Origin of the sequence: Mariprofundus ferrinatatus (assembly GCF_002795825.1) — a bacterium.
GTDB lineage: Bacteria > Pseudomonadota > Zetaproteobacteria > Mariprofundales > Mariprofundaceae > Mariprofundus > Mariprofundus ferrinatatus.
On record NZ_CP018800.1, the window covers coordinates 1,797,654 to 1,813,450 of the forward strand.

At 55.7% G+C, this 15,797-nt stretch carries 14 protein-coding genes; 7 read left to right on the plus strand and 7 right to left on the minus strand.

Annotated elements, in window-relative coordinates; all coding sequences use genetic code 11:
* Positions 1-30: 30 nt before the first annotated feature.
* The 5 genes from Ga0123462_RS08735 to Ga0123462_RS08755 all read left to right on the plus strand — a co-directional run bounded on the left by Ga0123462_RS08735 (position 31) and on the right by Ga0123462_RS08755 (position 7,150).
* The gene (locus Ga0123462_RS08735) at positions 31-618 is read left to right on the plus strand and encodes a nucleoside deaminase (protein ID WP_100265941.1); all 588 of its coding nucleotides are present in this window, start codon (positions 31-33) and stop codon (positions 616-618) included.
* Entirely contained in the window at positions 602-1,363 is a 762-nt protein-coding gene (locus tag Ga0123462_RS08740) for an outer membrane protein OmpK (RefSeq protein ID WP_100265942.1), read from the plus strand. Before Ga0123462_RS08735 ends, Ga0123462_RS08740 begins: the two co-directional genes overlap by 17 nt.
* Positions 1,351-4,842 (plus strand): ABC transporter substrate-binding protein, encoded by a 3,492-nt coding sequence (locus tag Ga0123462_RS08745; protein WP_100265943.1) that lies wholly within the window; start codon positions 1,351-1,353, stop codon positions 4,840-4,842. Before Ga0123462_RS08740 ends, Ga0123462_RS08745 begins: the two co-directional genes overlap by 13 nt.
* 37 nt (positions 4,843-4,879) lie before the next feature.
* Complete coding sequence (locus Ga0123462_RS08750) at positions 4,880-5,920, plus strand: NADP(H)-dependent aldo-keto reductase (RefSeq protein ID WP_100265944.1); 1,041 nt, start codon at positions 4,880-4,882, stop codon at positions 5,918-5,920.
* 72 nt (positions 5,921-5,992) lie between these two features.
* Positions 5,993-7,150 carry an MlaA family lipoprotein gene (locus tag Ga0123462_RS08755; protein ID WP_100265945.1) on the plus strand — a complete coding sequence of 386 codons (1,158 nt, stop codon included), beginning with the start codon at positions 5,993-5,995 and terminating at the stop codon, positions 7,148-7,150.
* 11 nt (positions 7,151-7,161) lie between these two features.
* Here Ga0123462_RS08755 and aroC read toward each other — a convergent pair whose 3' ends face one another.
* From aroC to Ga0123462_RS08790, 7 genes are read right to left on the minus strand one after another with little or no spacing between them, the layout of a single operon-like run.
* Positions 7,162-8,223: a chorismate synthase gene (gene aroC / locus Ga0123462_RS08760; protein WP_100265946.1), complete on the minus strand. Its 1,062-nt coding sequence runs from the start codon at positions 8,221-8,223 to the stop codon at positions 7,162-7,164.
* Between the two features lie 9 nt (positions 8,224-8,232).
* Positions 8,233-9,015, minus strand: coding sequence for an enoyl-ACP reductase FabI (locus Ga0123462_RS08765; RefSeq protein ID WP_100265947.1), 783 nt, complete (start codon positions 9,013-9,015; stop codon positions 8,233-8,235).
* Between the two features lie 38 nt (positions 9,016-9,053).
* Positions 9,054-10,964 carry a transglutaminase TgpA family protein gene (locus Ga0123462_RS08770; RefSeq protein ID WP_100265948.1) on the minus strand — a complete coding sequence of 637 codons (1,911 nt, stop codon included), beginning with the start codon at positions 10,962-10,964 and terminating at the stop codon, positions 9,054-9,056.
* On the minus strand, positions 10,957-11,970 hold the full coding sequence (locus tag Ga0123462_RS08775) for a DUF58 domain-containing protein (RefSeq protein ID WP_100265949.1): 1,014 nt from the start codon (positions 11,968-11,970) through the stop codon (positions 10,957-10,959). The genes Ga0123462_RS08770 and Ga0123462_RS08775 overlap by 8 nt, the downstream gene beginning before the upstream one ends.
* Positions 11,971-12,002: 32 nt before the next feature.
* A complete protein-coding gene (locus Ga0123462_RS08780; protein ID WP_100265950.1) occupies positions 12,003-12,917 on the minus strand; it encodes an AAA family ATPase in 915 nt (304 codons plus the stop codon).
* Complete coding sequence (locus tag Ga0123462_RS08785; RefSeq protein WP_100265951.1) at positions 12,914-13,300, minus strand: metallopeptidase family protein; 387 nt, start codon at positions 13,298-13,300, stop codon at positions 12,914-12,916. Before Ga0123462_RS08785 ends, Ga0123462_RS08780 begins: the two co-directional genes overlap by 4 nt.
* Positions 13,301-13,309: 9 nt before the next feature.
* Positions 13,310-14,194 carry an SDR family oxidoreductase gene (locus tag Ga0123462_RS08790; protein WP_198507434.1) on the minus strand — a complete coding sequence of 295 codons (885 nt, stop codon included), beginning with the start codon at positions 14,192-14,194 and terminating at the stop codon, positions 13,310-13,312.
* Between the two features lie 163 nt (positions 14,195-14,357).
* On the opposite strand from Ga0123462_RS08790, the gene Ga0123462_RS08795 reads away from it, so the two are divergent.
* A complete protein-coding gene (locus Ga0123462_RS08795; RefSeq protein ID WP_100265952.1) occupies positions 14,358-14,765 on the plus strand; it encodes a PA2779 family protein in 408 nt (135 codons plus the stop codon).
* The gene (locus Ga0123462_RS08800) at positions 14,755-15,717 is read left to right on the plus strand and encodes a PA2778 family cysteine peptidase (RefSeq protein ID WP_100265953.1); all 963 of its coding nucleotides are present in this window, start codon (positions 14,755-14,757) and stop codon (positions 15,715-15,717) included. The genes Ga0123462_RS08795 and Ga0123462_RS08800 overlap by 11 nt, the downstream gene beginning before the upstream one ends.
* The last annotated feature ends 80 nt before the right edge of the window (positions 15,718-15,797 follow it).

The following is a 15,797-nucleotide window of genomic DNA, read 5'->3' on the forward strand; positions in this document are numbered from 1 at the left end:
TGTTCTATTTCACCCTGCTAACTTCTTAGCATGACTTCGGCGCCCTCCAGCATCATCATTGAACTGCCTGCGTGGCTCTCGGATTTCATGGCGGAGGATAAGAGCGTATATCCTGACAAAACCTCACGCATGCAGCTGGCAATTCGGCTTGCCCGCCGCAATATCGAGCAGGAGAGCGGTGGTCCGTTTGGGGCTGCAATCTTCGATATGAGCTCTCATACCCTGCTGGCAGCAGGCGTGAACCTTGTCGTCCCTTCAAACTGCTCAATAGCCCATGCCGAAATGGTTGCCATCACTATTGCCCAGCAGAAACTCGGCTCCTTCGACCTGGGTGCGGAGGGGCTCCCCCGCTTTGAACTGGTTACCAGCTGTGAGCCGTGCGCCATGTGTTTCGGGGCGATCCCGTGGTCAGGCATCCGCCACCTTGCATGCGGCGCACGCGATGAAGATGCGCGAGCCATCGGCTTTGACGAGGGACCGAAGCTGTCCGACTGGAGCGCTGCCCTGAATGAGCGTGGAATTACAGTCGAAACGGACATCTGCCGGGATGAAGCTATCGGCGTTCTAAACAGATACGCAGAACTTAACAGAGATATCTATAATGCACGGCAATCTTAAGCGCCTGTTCAGAACTGTTTTTCTCTGCGCTTCACTGCTCTGTTATGCCCCGGCGGCATCACTCGCGGACAACTTCTCAACCACCAACCTGCAACTCTTATACGGCACTAATTTCCACGACAACTATTACGGCAACAATACTTCCGATGGCAATATGACTACCCTCACGCTGGAGCATTTCAGCACCTGGTCTTATGGCGATAACTATCTCTTTGTCGATCTCCTTTCCGGAAACTTCCTCGACTTTGCAGGCTCCCCTACCGGCAGCCACACGCGCATCTACTCCGAGTGGGCTCCCCGTCTAAGCCTTTCCGCCATCTCAGGCCATGATTTGTCGATCGGAATATTCAAAGACTTTTTTCTCGCAGGTCAGCTCAATCGTGATGGTGATGGGTTTCATGCAGAATTGATCGGCCTGGGCACGGATCTCTCGATTCCCGGCTTCAACCTGCTCAGCATCCACGCCTATCTTCGCAAAGACAATTTTAACCGCCGCACCTGGCAGACCACCACGGTATGGAGCGTCCCCTTCGGCACATGGATGTCATTTGAAGGGTTTATCGATATTTATGGCTCTGACAGTAACGGTACGGAAATTGGCATGCAGCCGCAGCTGCTGCTTGATATCGGCAATCTCTTCGGCCAGGAGTTTGATAACCTGTCCGCCGGGATCGAATGGGATTATCACCATAACCGCTTTCTCAACAGCAGTGTGCTGCAGGGTATGATAAAATGGGTATGGTAAAAACCCTGCACCCGATTCGATCCCTTTTCGCCCTCTTCTCACTCATTTTTCTGGGGGCTTCCTCCACCGGCGCTGCAGAACAGATCGAACTGCAACTGAAATGGAGGCATGCCTTCCAGTTTGCCGGCTTTTACATGGCGATCGAGAAAGGGTACTACAGGGATGAGGGGCTGAACGTTAAACTGCTGGAGGGCGGCCCGGGCAACAACCCGATCGAGCATGTACTCAAGGGCGAAGGGCGCTACGGCATCACCGATACCGGCGTGCTGATGGCTCGCTCAGCCGGCAAGCCGGTCAAAACGCTCGCAGCCTTCTTCCAGCACTCGCCGCTGGCACTCGCCGTACTCGCCGACTCCGGCATCCATACCTTTGCCGAGCTTAAGGGCAGGCGGGCAATGATGCAGTCGGGCCACATGGATGCGGTGATACTGGCGGCGATGAAGAAGGCTGGGCTGGGGCCAGGCGACATTATCCGCCAGGACACCAGCTTCAACCTGCAGGATCTGATCAACCACAATACCGACGCCTTCAGCGTCTACACCACCGACCAGCCGCACCAGCTCGACGAGATGGGCATCCCCCACCGTCTCCTCGACCCGCGGGATTTAGACATCGACTTCTACGGTGATATTCTTGTCACCTCAGAGGCTGAAGTTGCCAAACACCCCAAACGGGTCGATGCAATGATCCGCGCCAGCATGAACGGATGGCGGTACGCCCTGGATCATATGGATGAAGCGATCGAGCTGATCATTCAGAAGTACAACAGCCAGTCGCTGTCACGCCACCAGCTCTACCACGAAGCGGTAAAAACCAGCGAACTGATCCTCAAGGATGTGGTGGCTCTGGGCTACATGAGCGAGGAGCGCTGGCAGAAGATCGCCGCAACCTACCGCGGCCTCGGGCTGATCCCCGCCGATTTCCAGCTCGACGGCATGCTCTACGAACCTGAGACCGACCTGAAAACCATCATTCGCCACTACGCCTGGCAGCTGACTGTATTCGCCCTGCTGGCTCTGCTTGCCATCTTTGCCCTGCAGACCGTCCTGCTAAGGCGTATGGTCAAGGCCCGTACCGAAGCTCTGAAACGAAGCGAATCCCATTTCAGGACGCTTGTAGAGAACGTGCCCGGTGTCACCTATCGCTGTGCATGTGATGAATGCTGGACCATGGATTACATCAACGATTCGATTGCGCTGCTCAGCGGTTATCCCGCTTCCGACTTTTTAGGCAATCGGGTTCGCTCCTTTGCCAGCATTATTCATCCCGATGACACGGAGTCGGTTTCAGCACAAGTGATACAGGCCGTGAAGGGGGGTAACCACTATAATCTTGAATATCGAATCATCTGTCGAGATGGCGCAGTTCGCTGGGTGCACGAACGCGGCAAACCGGTTTATTCACAAAATGGAAGCGTAGCCTGGCTGGAAGGGAATATATTCGATATCTCGGAGAAGAAACAGACAGAACAGCTGATGCAATCGACCACCAGAATCCTTGAGATGATTGTCGGTGACAAAAAGCTGCTCCACATCCTTGAAGAGATCGTGAATAGCTACGAAGCCATCTATCCGAACATGAAAGCTTCGATCCTCAGATTGAGAGACGGGAAGCTTTACACCGGGGCCGCACCCAGCCTTCCAGATGCATACACCCAGGCCGTTGAGGGGCTGGAAATCGGGGAATCCGTGGGTTCATGCGGAACTGCGGCATTTCTCAAAAAACGCGTCATCGTCGATGATATTGAGCATGATCCGCTCTGGGCACCCTATGTGGAACTTGCCCTGTCGCACCATCTGCGCGCCTGCTGGTCCGAACCGGTTTTTGACTCCAAGGGTGAGGTGCTGGGCACTTTTGCAATGTACTACGACCATCCCGCGTCACCCAGCAAGAGTGAGATCGAGGCCATTACCAATGCAGCAAAGCTCTGTGCCCTTGCCATTGAGCGCAGCATCGACATGGAGCGGCTTCAGAAACTCTCGAGCGCCATTGAACAGGCCAGCGAAGTGGTCACCATTACCAATCGCGATGGTAAGATCGAATATGTAAACCCGGCATTCACCCGCATCACCGGCTTCAGCAGCGAGGAGGCACTGGGTAAAACACCCGGGCTGTTCCGGGCAGATGGGTATGTTGATCAGATAGACGAGATTCGTGAGGTCATTCATCAGGGTAATATCTGGCAGGGGAAAATCATCGAGAAGAAAAAGGATGGCTCTACCTATCCAGCTATGCTGACACTGTCGCCGATCCGTGATGGCGATGGAACAATCACCCACTTTGTCGGCGTACACGAGGACATTTCCAAGATTCAGGCGCTGGAAGAGCAGTTTTATCAGGCGCAGAAGATGGAGTCCATCGGCACACTCGTTGGTGGCATTGCCCACGACTTTAACAATATGCTGGCGGGCATTACCGGCAATGTGTACCTGATCGGAAAAGCGACCGAGGGGCAACCGAAGGTTGCCGAGAAACTCGAAAATGTTCAGAAGCTGATCGGCAGGGCGGCCGAGATGATCAAACAGCTTCTCACTTTTGCAAAAAAAGATGTGGTACAAAAGAGAACCGTTCTACTTACCCCCTTCCTCAATGAGACCTACAAACTACACAAGGTCTCGATCCCGGAGGATGTCGATCTCACGCTGGAGATCAGTGAGAACATGAAGGTCTCAGCTGATATCACGCAGTTGCAACAGGTACTTCTCAACCTGATGAACAACGCACGTGATGCCGTTGAGGATGTAAAACAGCCGGTCATCCATATTCGCCTGAACAGGTTTCTTCCCGACTCCGCTTTTCTGGCTCAGCATGAATCCGCCAAAAACATCCCTTACGCCCATCTCACCATTAAGGACAATGGCTACGGTATAGCCGAGGAGCACCTGTCATCCATATTTGACCCCTTCTTCACCACCAAAGGGGTTGGCAAAGGCACAGGACTTGGCCTCTCAATGGTATTCGGGGCCATTCACTCCCACGGCGGCATCATTGAGGTTAAAAGCAAGGTTGGCAGGGGCACCACCTTCCACATCTACCTGCCAATTATTAAAGCAGACCCGGAGGAGCACTCCGCTACGGAAACCCTTTCAAGGAGCAGCGCCGGAGAAACCATCCTGCTTGTCGATGATGAACCATCGGTGCTTGAAGTGATTGGGGAGGTACTGGAGCAACTGGGCTACAGGGTAGAGAAAGCCGAGAACGGCATTGAAGCGCTGGATCTCTTCAACAGCAAACAGGGCGGGATCGACCTGATCCTTACCGATGTGGTGATGCCGAAAATGGGCGGGCTTGAACTGGCCGGCAGGTTGCGAAAACAGGATGCCTTCATTCCCATCATATTTGCAACAGGCTACGACAAGCGCCAGGAGATTGAACGGGATAACCGTCTGCAGGGAACAGTCATCCTCAACAAGCCCTACTCTGTTGAGCTGCTCGATCATACCCTGGCAACAATGCTGGACAGAAAAGGCCCCTTATGACGAAGCGAAACCCGATTTCATCAGCCATGGCCACAGCATGAAACAGAACAGGCTCGGTAATACAGAGATAGAGGTCAGTGAAATCTGCCTGGGCACCATGACCTGGGGCGAGCAGAACAGCAGGGATGATGCCTTCGCCCAGATGGATTATGCCGTTGGGCACGGCATCAACTTTTTCGATACGGCCGAGCTCTATGCCATTCCTCCCAGGCCGGAAACCTACGGCGCTACAGAATCGATTATCGGCGAGTGGTTCAGCAGAAGGGGCAATCGCAGCAACATCATCCTCGCCTCCAAGGTGTGCGGCCCGACTGCCTGGTGCCCGCATATCCGAAATGGCGAAGCAAAGCTTGATCGCTCCAATATCGTGACAGCATGCGATGCTTCTCTGAAGCGTCTCAAGACCGACTATATTGACATCTACCAGACCCACTGGCCGGAGCGCAGCACCAACTATTTTGGCAAACTGAATTATGCTCACCATGAACAAGAGTCGTTCACCCCGATCCCTGAAACGCTGGAAGCGCTCTCAGGGCTTGTATCAGCAGGCAAGGTGCGCCATATCGGCATCTCCAACGAAACTGCATGGGGAGCCATGCAGTTTCTTCAATGTGCAAAAACGATGGGGCTTGAACGTATCGTCTCAATACAGAACCCCTATAGCCTGCTGAACAGAAGCTTCGAGATTGGCCTTGCTGAGATTGCCTGCCGCGAAAAGGTGGGGCTTCTCGCCTATTCGCCACTCGCCTTCGGTGCGCTATCCGGAAAATACCTGAACGGTAAGCGGCCCCAGGGATGCAGACTAACACTGTTTGAGCACTACACCCGTTACTCCGGCCCCATTGCCGAAAAGGCGGTTGCAGCCTATGTGGAGGTGGCGATAAAACACGGGCTTGACCCTGCACAGATGGCCCTGGCATTTATTCGGCAACAGCCGTTTGTTTCTGCTACAATCATAGGAGCAACCTGCATGCAGCAGTTGTCTGACAATATTGCAAGCAGCGAGGTCACCCTGACAGATGAGTGTATTGCCGACATTGAAGCGGTTTTTCAGCGCTATTCCAATCCGTGTCCGTAATTGCTGGCTGATGCTTCACTACCGCCTTCAATTTCGTGCAATCGTCCACCCAGATGGCATAATTGGGCTGTGATGAACCGGCACCCATTCAACCTGATACTTGCCCTGCTTCTGGCAGCCTTGCTCTCTGCATGCGCAACCCCCCAGAACAATTACGACCCCATCGAGCCGGTCAACCGCGTCACCGACAAGGTCAATGACGGCATCGACCGGGTTACGCTGAAACCGCTGGCGCGCGGTTACACTGCCGCAGTTCCCAAACCAATGCGAACCGCCGTATCCAATTTCTTTGAGAATGCGACATATCTCAACACCGTGCTCAACGACTTCCTGCAGGGCAAAGGGGAACAGGGATTCAGTGACCTGTTCCGCTTTCTGGTCAACACCACACTCGGGGCTGGTGGCCTCGTGGATGTTGCATCCTCAATGGGTCTTGAACGGCACGATGAGGATCTCGGCCAGACACTGGCCGTGTGGGGCGTCGGCGAGAGCGCCTATATCGTCTATCCGCTGCTGGGACCGAATTCGCTGCGTAACACGCCCGATTTCATCACTGCAACAGCGACCGACCCACTGTTCTGGCTCTCATTCACCATGGTTCCGGCCGTTACCATTCCTATCGCGGTGGTTAAATATGTCGACCAGCGTGCCCAGCTGCTTGAGGCCTCCGATATGCGCGACGAACTGGCACTCGATCCCTATATCTTCACGCGAGAGGCGTGGCGGCAGAATCGTCTCTATCTGATTCATGATGGCAACCCGCCCAAAGCGGAACCACTCGGTGATGATGGCTGGGAGGAGGAGGACTGGGGCTCCAAGGATGATGGCTGGCAGGAGGATGAGTTTGATCGCCCCGCTGAATCCGGAACAGAAAGCATCGAAAGCGCACCTGCAGCTGATGAAAATTCAGCTGAGCCTGAAAATGCCACACACCCTTCAGATAAAAACATTGATGCCCCGGCTGAAAAAGAAGCCGAACCACTCTCCGGCAACATGTTTCGTATCAACCTTGCATCATTCAGGTCGGAAACCGCTGCTACCAATGCACTGCATATGTTGAGAAGCAGGATGGTTGATTCTGAGCTGGAAACGGTGACTATTGATAATCAGCGCTGGTATCGCCTACACAGCAGTGAGCTTGTCAGTGGAATGGATGCAAAGATAAAGCTGCAGGATCTCAGGAGCCGAACAGGCATACAGACGGCCTGGCTGGAGCCCGTTAGCCCTTAAAACAGCTGCCCTTAAAGCCTGCTGGCGCGATGGCGTAGCAGGTGATCGGCAATCACCAGTGCAAGCATCGCTTCAGCAATCGGTACGGCACGGATGCCGACACAAGGGTCATGGCGTCCTTTGGTGACAATCTCGGTCTCGTTGCCGTGAATATCGATGGTCGGCCGGCTCTTCAGGATCGATGAGGTTGGCTTCAGCGCCATGCGTGCTCGCACCGTATCACCGTTGGAGATGCCACCGAGAATACCGCCGGCATGATTACTCTGGAAACCGTCCATGCGTATCGCATCACCAAACTCAGAACCTTTCGCTTCGATACAGCGCATACCATCACCGATCTCTACCGCCTTAACGGCAGGAATATTCATCAACGCCTTGGCAATATCGGCATCAAGCCTGTCAAACACCGGTTCGCCAAGCCCCGGAATCATACCGTGTGCTTCAACGCTAACGCCTGCGCCAATGGAGTCGCCCTGCTTACGGATACCATCCATCAGATCGGCCATCTTTCCTGCCGCCTCGGCATCGGGGCAGAAAAACGGGTTTCTGGTGATTTCATCGCGGTCGAACTTTGCTGCATCCGCTTTGACCGGCCCGATCTGATCGACCCATCCGATAACGGAAATACCAGATTCTGCCAGCAGCCGTTTGGCAACTGCCCCGGCCGCCACACGCACCGCGGTTTCACGCGCCGACGAACGACCACCGCCACGGTAGTCGCGCAGACCATACTTTTCAAAATAGGTAAAATCGGCATGGCCCGGACGGAACTTATCCATGATCTCCGAATAGTCCTTGCTGCGCTGATCGGTGTTACGGATCAAAAGGGCAATCGGACAACCTGTAGTCTTGCCTTCAAAGACCCCTGAAAGAATCTCCACCTCATCGGCCTCACGCCGCTGGGTGGTGTACTTGGACTGGCCGGGCTTGCGGCGATCAAGATCGGGCTGGATATCGGCTTCGGAAAGTGTGATACCGGCCGGGCACCCCTCTACAATCGCGACCAGAGCCGCGCCGTGAGATTCACCTGCAGTGGTAACCCGGAATATCTGCCCGGTAGAAGATCCTGACATTCAGATGCTCTACTCGACGCCAGTGTCGCCGGCGCCAATGTGGAATCCGGCATCAACATAGTGCAGTTCGCCGGTCACGCCCGACGAAAGATCGGAGAGCAGGTAAACGGTCGTATTACCCACCTCGTCCTGCGTAACATTGCGTTTGAGCATGGCACCGCGGGCGCTTTTCTCCATCAGCTTGCGGAAATCGCCAACGGCAGATGCAGCCAGCGTACGGATAGGACCGGCTGAAACGGAGTTTACACGGATACCATCCACGCCCAGGTCCTGAGCCAGATAACGCGTAGAGGCCTCAAGAGCAGCCTTGGCAACACCCATCACGTTGTAACCGGGAACAGCGCGCTCGGCGCCAAGGTAGGACATGGTCACCATGCTGCCACCCTCTTTCATCATTGGGGCAGCGCGCTGCGCACAGGCGATAAAGGAGTAGGCGGAGGTATCAAGTGCCAGATGGAAATCCTCGCGCGTGGTAGTAGAAAAACGATTCTGCAGGGCATCCTTGTTCGCATAGGCAATGGAGTGAACAAGAAAATCGATCTCTCCCCAGGTCTCTTTCACCTTGTTAAAAAAGGCATCAATACTTGCTTCTTCAGAGACATTCATCGGCTCGATGATCTCAGCATTCAGGCTTTCTGCCAGAGGACGGACACGCTTCTCCATCTGTTCGCCAAGATAGTTAAAACCCAGTGTCGCACCTTCACGTTTGGCTGCCTGTGCAACGCCCCAGGCAATCGATTTATTGTTTGCAACGCCAAGAATCAGGCCTTTTTTGCCTTCAAGAATACCCACATGCAACTCCCTAATTCAGTGATTTGGCGGAAATAGTATCAGTAGCTTTTCAAAAGCGCACGTAAATGGCGCTTCAGGTCGGATTTCTTCCATACCGCCTCTTTTCCATACACCTGCGCCTCCCACTGGCGAACAAATCTCCGCCACAAATCGTGGTTTACACCCTCTGGCACGGCAGCACTGCGGAGCGGAACGTGCGGCGGCCGCACCACACCACGCCTGGTCAGCCAGTGATCCAGTTCAGGCCAGAGTGAGCCGACCTGTTTCCGCTTATTCAACAAACGTAACCTTTTCCCGTAACGCCAGAAGATGAGCAGTATGCCTGTGGCCAGCACTCCTGAAAGCAGCCACTCCCCGTAGACCCTGAGGCTCTGCCAGAGCGCTCTGATGAAATTGACGCGATCAGAATTCTGAAACTCGAGCACATACCTGTACCAGCCCAGTTTTACCGACTCCCATAGCTGCTCCAGTGTCGGGAAACTTATTTCCAGCAATCCGGAGCGCGCTGCCGGCGTAGCATCCATGCGCTGCCAGCGACCGTTCAGCCACACCTCAACCCAGCTGTGTGCGTTGAGATGCCTGACCTGCAGAAACTCGCCCACCTCGTTCCAGTCGCCACCCAGATATCCATTCACTACCCTGGAGGGGATTCCGAGCGTTCGCGCCGCCAGTGCCAGCATAGTGGCATACAGTTCACAGTGGCCGCGTTTCAGGTTCAGAAATGATTCTACCGGCCTTGCAGCATCGATGGGCGCATTCAGATCATAATCCCAGCTGCGCAATTCAGCCGCCACACGGGAGAGTGCCTCGCCCTGCCCGCTCCCCTCTTTGCTAAACTGCGCCACCCAACTGCGAACAGCATCCGGAATGTTCGACTGAGAGCGCTCCCACCCCTGCGGCTCCGGCATCACAGCCAGTTCCCGAGATGAAGCCACATCCATCAACAGGCGCAGACGACGCGATGGTGCTTTGGCAAACTGGACGGCCATAGCCGAATCAAAACGGACAGGCTGTGGCAGGTCGTGGATTCTAATCAACCCCTGCGGCAGCTGGATATAAGCGTGGTCACTGGCCTCCCTGTACATCGCCACCCGGATCGACTCCCCGCCGCCCGCCACAAAGTCTTCACCCCTGCCCAGATGAAACTGCTCTTTCGATACCACTTTCTGCCAACCGTTACCGGTAAAGCGGGAGAGAACAGAGCCACGCCAGTAGCGTCCCATTGCCCACTTCTGAAAATCAGCAACGCCATCTGCGGTCAGGTCGACCGGCTCTACCCGCATTGCAATCCGCGCATCGAGAGTTCTGGCAAAGTCGCCCAACTGAACCAGATCGGAAAAACCACTGGTCTCCATACGTGGCTGTGCGGCCTTGAGCAGCGAGTGGAACTCAAAACGCGGCAGGATAACAAAAAGCAGTCCGGTCACCGCCATCATCAGCAACATCCAGCGCATCTCCTGGCGCAGCGGCAGCAGGGCAAGGTCGCCGCCCTGCCAATTCAGACCGTAAAGGCAGGATGCTGCACGCCAAAGAGACCACATCATGGCAAACAGTGGCAGAACATAGAGCACTGAATCGGTCAGCACGGCTCCTGCCAGAACGAGAAAAACGCCTACCAGCATGCGATGCAGGTGATTACGCGGCGTGGCCGCTTCAACGACGATGGCAAAGGCGAGGATCAGCAGGAAATCGGTAAATGCGACCACCAGCTCCCTGCCGAGAAACAGTTCAAGAATAACCCAGACGAAACCGAACCAGCCGACAAGGCTGGCCTGCATTTCACTCAATTTAAATTCAGGTCCACGCCAGAGGCGAAACAGCGCCGCCACGACCGAAAGCAGCCAGTAGAAGGGGCTCACGAAATCCGATAATGCGAGCGCTGCCACACCGCAGAGCAGCACCGCCAGCGTCAACCGCTCTGCTCGCAACAGGCTGCTGGAGCTATTCATCGGCCACCGCAAGTAATAAGCCGCCCTCGCCGATGGCCGGGGTCGTTTCAGGAGATGCAGAGGCAATCGCACGCTGGAGTGCGCCTGACTTTAAACCTTCAACCAACTCAAAAGTTTGCTGCCCAAGAAGCAGCGTTGCATCACCACGCTGCTCCAGAACCCAGAACCAGACACGCCCGAGCATTCGCTCAAATGCAGATGCATCCATCCCCGCAGGCAATCGCAGATCAACTCGCAGCAGCATCTCATGCGAATGCTCTGTTTCCGATGCAAATCGTTTGACCTTCCAGCTGCTGATATCACCGGAGGCCTTGCGCCAGTGCACCCTTGAAAGCGGATCGCCCGGCACATAACTGCGGAGATCAAGCCACTCATCGCCGCCGGCAGGAGTCTGCCCGGCCTGGGTTCTGCCGTTGCCTCTGTTTGGGTACCAGGGCACAGGTTCAGGCATCACGACCAAATCGCCATCTCCCTTGCGCCGGAAAACAACCGGAAACAGACCAAGCGGAGCGTCCGTCGAGAGAGTCAGCGAACTGCAGCTGTAGACCCCTCGCCGCTGCGGCCTGAGACGACCCTCCAGTCGAAGTTCTTCACCTTCACAGCGGGCCATAAGGGAGAAGTTCCCGGTAGAATAAGAGAGATCGACATCAACCATCGCTGCTGCCGGAGAGGTCAGGGCACCGCTTCTGCGCAGCACCGTCACACTGCCCGCCTGCACTATCGGCAACAGCGATCCGGGATCAGGAAAGCGGCGAAGCATGCGAACAGTATTGCTGACCGAGGCCACGCTCACCGCTGTAATCATCGCGCCACAGAGGTAGAGCAGGTTGTTGCCGGAATAAAATGCGGCCGCCCAGACGCCTGTGATGGCCGCTGAAAAGATGATACCGGGCCTGGTTAGGCCGATCTTCCAGCCAAAACCGAGCGGAATACGGATGGCGACCAGCACATCAAGGAGACGTAACAGCCAGTGTGGCAGCTTGAGATCAGCCGGATCGTAAGCCAATTCAGAGCCTGTTCACACGAATCCGCCCGCTTTCAGGCTGGAACCGGGACACTTTCCAATAGCGCAGCAAGTGCCTCAACACTGTCGCCCGCAGCCAGCACGCGATGTGCCAGGCATGACAGCCAAACCGACTGCAGGTCAGCCGCCGTGACATAGGATTGACCTGCCAGCCATGCTTCGGCACGGGCGGCTCGCATCAGATCATGTCCTGCTCGCGGACTGATCCCCTGCTTCAGCCACTCGCCACTGCGACTCTCTTCAAGCAGCTTCAGAAGGTAATCCAGAAGCGCCTCGGAAACATCGAGTTCAGCAATCGACTGACGTGCGGCCAGAATATCATGCCAGTTTGCTACCGGCTGCAGTGTATGAAGCCGCACCTGTCCAGCTTCGCCAAGCAATACCTTGCGTTCCGCCTCGCTATCCGGATAACCGATCGAAATACGCATAAAGAAGCGGTCGAGTTGCGATTCCGGCAGCGGGAATGTGCCCATATGTTCATTGGGGTTCTGCGTCGCGATCACGAAAAATGGTTGCGGAAGTCTCCGTGTCTCCCGCTCGATCGTCACCTGCCCTTCGGCCATCGCTTCGAGCAGTGCAGACTGGGCCTTGGGCGTGGCACGGTTGATCTCGTCGGCCAGCACGATGTGGTGAAATACCGCCCCCGGATGAAAATCGAACTGCTGCTTGGCCGGATCGAATATCTCCACGCCGACGATGTCGGCCGGCAGCAGGTCGGCGGTAAACTGGATGCGGCCGAAATCGCTGTCGAGGCTGTTGGCAAGCGCATGTGCCAGCGTGGTTTTACCCACACCCGGCACATCCTCGATCAGCAGGTGGCCGCCAGAGAGCAGCGTGATCAGCAGCTGACGGATAACACCATCCTTGCCTGCCAGAATAGAAGCAAGCTGCGCCTGCAGCACCGCTATGGTTTCAAAACTGCTATTCAATGTATTGCCCCCCTTTCTGCTTCGATCACCTCCATCTGAGCATCGGAGAAGCCAAAATAGTGGCCGATCTCATGGATAAGCACATCATAGATACAGGACTCGACACTCAACCCTGAATCCCTCTGCATAGCCAGAATAGGCAAGCGGTAGAGGTGAATCATATCGGGCAGCATGCCGGAATCGACCGCTTCTCTCTCGGTAATCGGATGCCCCTCATAGAGGCCAAGCAGATCATAGGGTGAGTCTGCATGCATCTCTTTCAGTACCCTGCTGCTGGCAAAATCGTCCACCACAATCACCACATTCTCCATCGCCTTGCGGAACCTGGCCGGCAACTGGTTGAGCAACTTTTCGGCAGCGGCCTGAAACTGTTCAGCATCCATTCTGTAACTCTAGCAGAAAAGCAGCCGCTCATGTTGCATGAGCTCGGAGACGGCATCCCTGAATGAGGGATACTTCAGGTTGGGCAGCAGTTCCCGGTGCAGAAGCCGGTTACTGATGCGCTTGTTATCGCGGAAGAATTCCAGCGCCATCGGAGTCAACTCCCGCTCCCCCCTCTCCGGACTCAATATCTCGGGAGCCGGCGCCCCGATCAGGCTGGCCAGCTGCGTGACATATTCACTGTGCGGCAGCGGCTCATCGTCGGCCAGGTTGACGATACGCCCCATCACGGGCGCATGCATCGCAGCCATGAGTGCCGCCACGATATCATCGACATGAATGCGGTTGGACCAGTGCGCCGGTTGCCAGGCCACCGCCTTGTAACCGCCCTCTTTGAGCCACCCCAGTATGTTACGCTCAGGCCCGTAGATGCCGGCAAGCCGGAACACCTCGGCCGGAAGTCCGGATTCAAGCCAGCACTGCTCCGCCTTTAAGCGTTCACCGCCACGTGCACTGCTGGGATGACATGGATAGGCCTCATCCACCCAGGCACCTCCTGCATCGCCGTAGACGCCCGTGGTGGAAAGGTATCCCGCCCACTTGGTGTTAGTGAGCCCGGGTGCAAGCTGCGTCAGCCAATTCAACTGAGATGCGTACAGCCCGCCCTCGCTGCGGGTTAGCGGTATCGAGTCGACAACCGCATCAACCTCGGCCAGCAGTGTTGCCGCCAGATCGGCAGGAGAAGGTACAATGACAGCTTCTATGCCGATTCCTGCCAGCGCATCTGCACGATGCTTGTTTCGGGTCGTGGCGATCACCCGCATGCCTTCAGCGGCAGCTGCTACGGCCAGCTTTTCGCCGACATATCCGCAGCCAAGAATCAGCAGGGTCTCCATTTTCAACGGGAGCTCCTGCCACAGCAGCTTTCAAGCATTTTGCATAACCGGTGAATTGTCTGCTGCATCACAGAATCGCCATCGCCTCCTCATACCATCTCGCAATATTCATACTTGGTAGAACAGATGAAAAATATTCAACGTATGAACAAGGAGTAAACATATGAGAAAGTTCCTTAAGAAAACAGCTGTTTCATTCATGGCCCTGACCATGGCGGTGATGAGCATCCAGTTGCCCTCTGCCCATGCTGCCATGGTTCCGACTGAAGCGGTCGTGATATCACAGCAGAGCGAGACGGATCGCGAAAAGCTTGTCGCGTTCCTGGATCGCGCTGAGGTACAACAGGAGCTCCAGAGTCACGGAGTATCGGCGGATGAAGCAAAGATTCGCGTTGCTCAGCTGAACGATGAAGAGGTACAGATGTTAGCCGGCAAGATTGATGAATTGCCCGCAGGCGGCCTTATCGGCGAAGTGATCGGCGCTGCAGTATTCATCTTTCTGGTACTGCTGATCACCGACGTACTTGGTCTGACCAGCGTCTTCCCGTTCGTGAACCATCATGGCCGTTAAAAGGCTCCGCTACACCCGCCTTTTTGCAGGTGTAGTGCTGGCTGCGACCCTGCTTGGCGGCTGTGCCGCCAGGCAGAGCGCATCGCTGGCCAATGATAAACCGGCGGATATGAAAGTCTCGGCGCAGGTTGCCGGTGTCCCTTTTTATCCGCAGCAGGATTTCCAGTGCGGACCGGCCTCGCTGGCCATGGCAATGAACCATGCCGGCGTGGCGGTTACGCCTGAATCGTTGCGTTCCAGCCTGTTCATTCCGGGCAGGCAGGGTTCTCTGCAGGTTGAGATGAAAGCGCTGCCGCGCAGTTACGGCCTGATGGCCTACCCCCTCAAACCGCAACTGGCTTCGATCCTCAAAGAGATCGAAGCGGGCCACCCGGTAGTGGTATTCCAGAACCTCGGCCTCAGTTTTGCACCGCAGTGGCACTATGCGGTGGTTACCGCTTACGACCTTGGCAGCAAGAGCATCAGCCTGCATTCGGGTGATATACCCGGCTATACGATTCCTCTCTCCACCTTTGAACGCACCTGGGTAAGGGCCGGCTCATGGGCCATGGTCGTTGCCACTGCAGGATCGCTTCCTGCAGGCGCTGAAGAGGGTGCCTATCTGCGCGCAGCCGTGGCGCTCGAGCGATCCGGAAAAAACAGTGCGGCGATGAAGGCCTATGAAGCCGCCACGAAACAGTGGCCGGAGAGCCTTGCGGCGCATATCGGCCTTGGCAATATCCGTTATGCGCAGGGCGATCTGCAGGGTGCCGCCATGGCATTCAGCGCTGCCACAAAGACCCATCCTGATGCCGCCCAGCCGCTCAACAACCTTGCCCAGGTATATCTTGAGCAGGGCCACTTTGAAGAGGCGATGCGGGCAATCGAGCAGGCTGTCCGCATCGATGACAGCAGCACGCTGTACAGGCAGACGATGGCCGAGATTGAAAACGCCCGCAATGCGGTCAACTAGAGGCAGAGTGCATCACCTGTAACCACGCCTATCGACAAGCCGCTGCACGATCATGACAATCGGCTGAATTCCACCATCCG

What these genes read in the sequence shown, in the direction of transcription:
- Ga0123462_RS08735 (WP_100265941.1), top strand. Translation starts at nt 31, where the DNA reads ATGACTTCGGCGCCCTCCAGCATCATCATTGAACTGCCTGCGTGGCTC.
- Ga0123462_RS08740 (WP_100265942.1), top strand. Translation starts at nt 602, where the DNA reads ATGCACGGCAATCTTAAGCGCCTGTTCAGAACTGTTTTTCTCTGCGCT.
- Ga0123462_RS08745 (WP_100265943.1), top strand. Translation starts at nt 1,351, where the DNA reads ATGGGTATGGTAAAAACCCTGCACCCGATTCGATCCCTTTTCGCCCTC.
- Ga0123462_RS08750 (WP_100265944.1), top strand. Translation starts at nt 4,880, where the DNA reads ATGAAACAGAACAGGCTCGGTAATACAGAGATAGAGGTCAGTGAAATC.
- Ga0123462_RS08755 (WP_100265945.1), top strand. Translation starts at nt 5,993, where the DNA reads ATGAACCGGCACCCATTCAACCTGATACTTGCCCTGCTTCTGGCAGCC.
- aroC (WP_100265946.1), bottom strand. Translation starts at nt 8,223, where the DNA reads ATGTCAGGATCTTCTACCGGGCAGATATTCCGGGTTACCACTGCAGGT.
- Ga0123462_RS08770 (WP_100265948.1), bottom strand. Translation starts at nt 10,964, where the DNA reads ATGAATAGCTCCAGCAGCCTGTTGCGAGCAGAGCGGTTGACGCTGGCG.
- Ga0123462_RS08785 (WP_100265951.1), bottom strand. Translation starts at nt 13,300, where the DNA reads ATGGATGCTGAACAGTTTCAGGCCGCTGCCGAAAAGTTGCTCAACCAG.
- Ga0123462_RS08790 (WP_198507434.1), bottom strand. Translation starts at nt 14,194, where the DNA reads ATGGAGACCCTGCTGATTCTTGGCTGCGGATATGTCGGCGAAAAGCTG.
- Ga0123462_RS08795 (WP_100265952.1), top strand. Translation starts at nt 14,358, where the DNA reads ATGAGAAAGTTCCTTAAGAAAACAGCTGTTTCATTCATGGCCCTGACC.
- Ga0123462_RS08800 (WP_100265953.1), top strand. Translation starts at nt 14,755, where the DNA reads ATGGCCGTTAAAAGGCTCCGCTACACCCGCCTTTTTGCAGGTGTAGTG.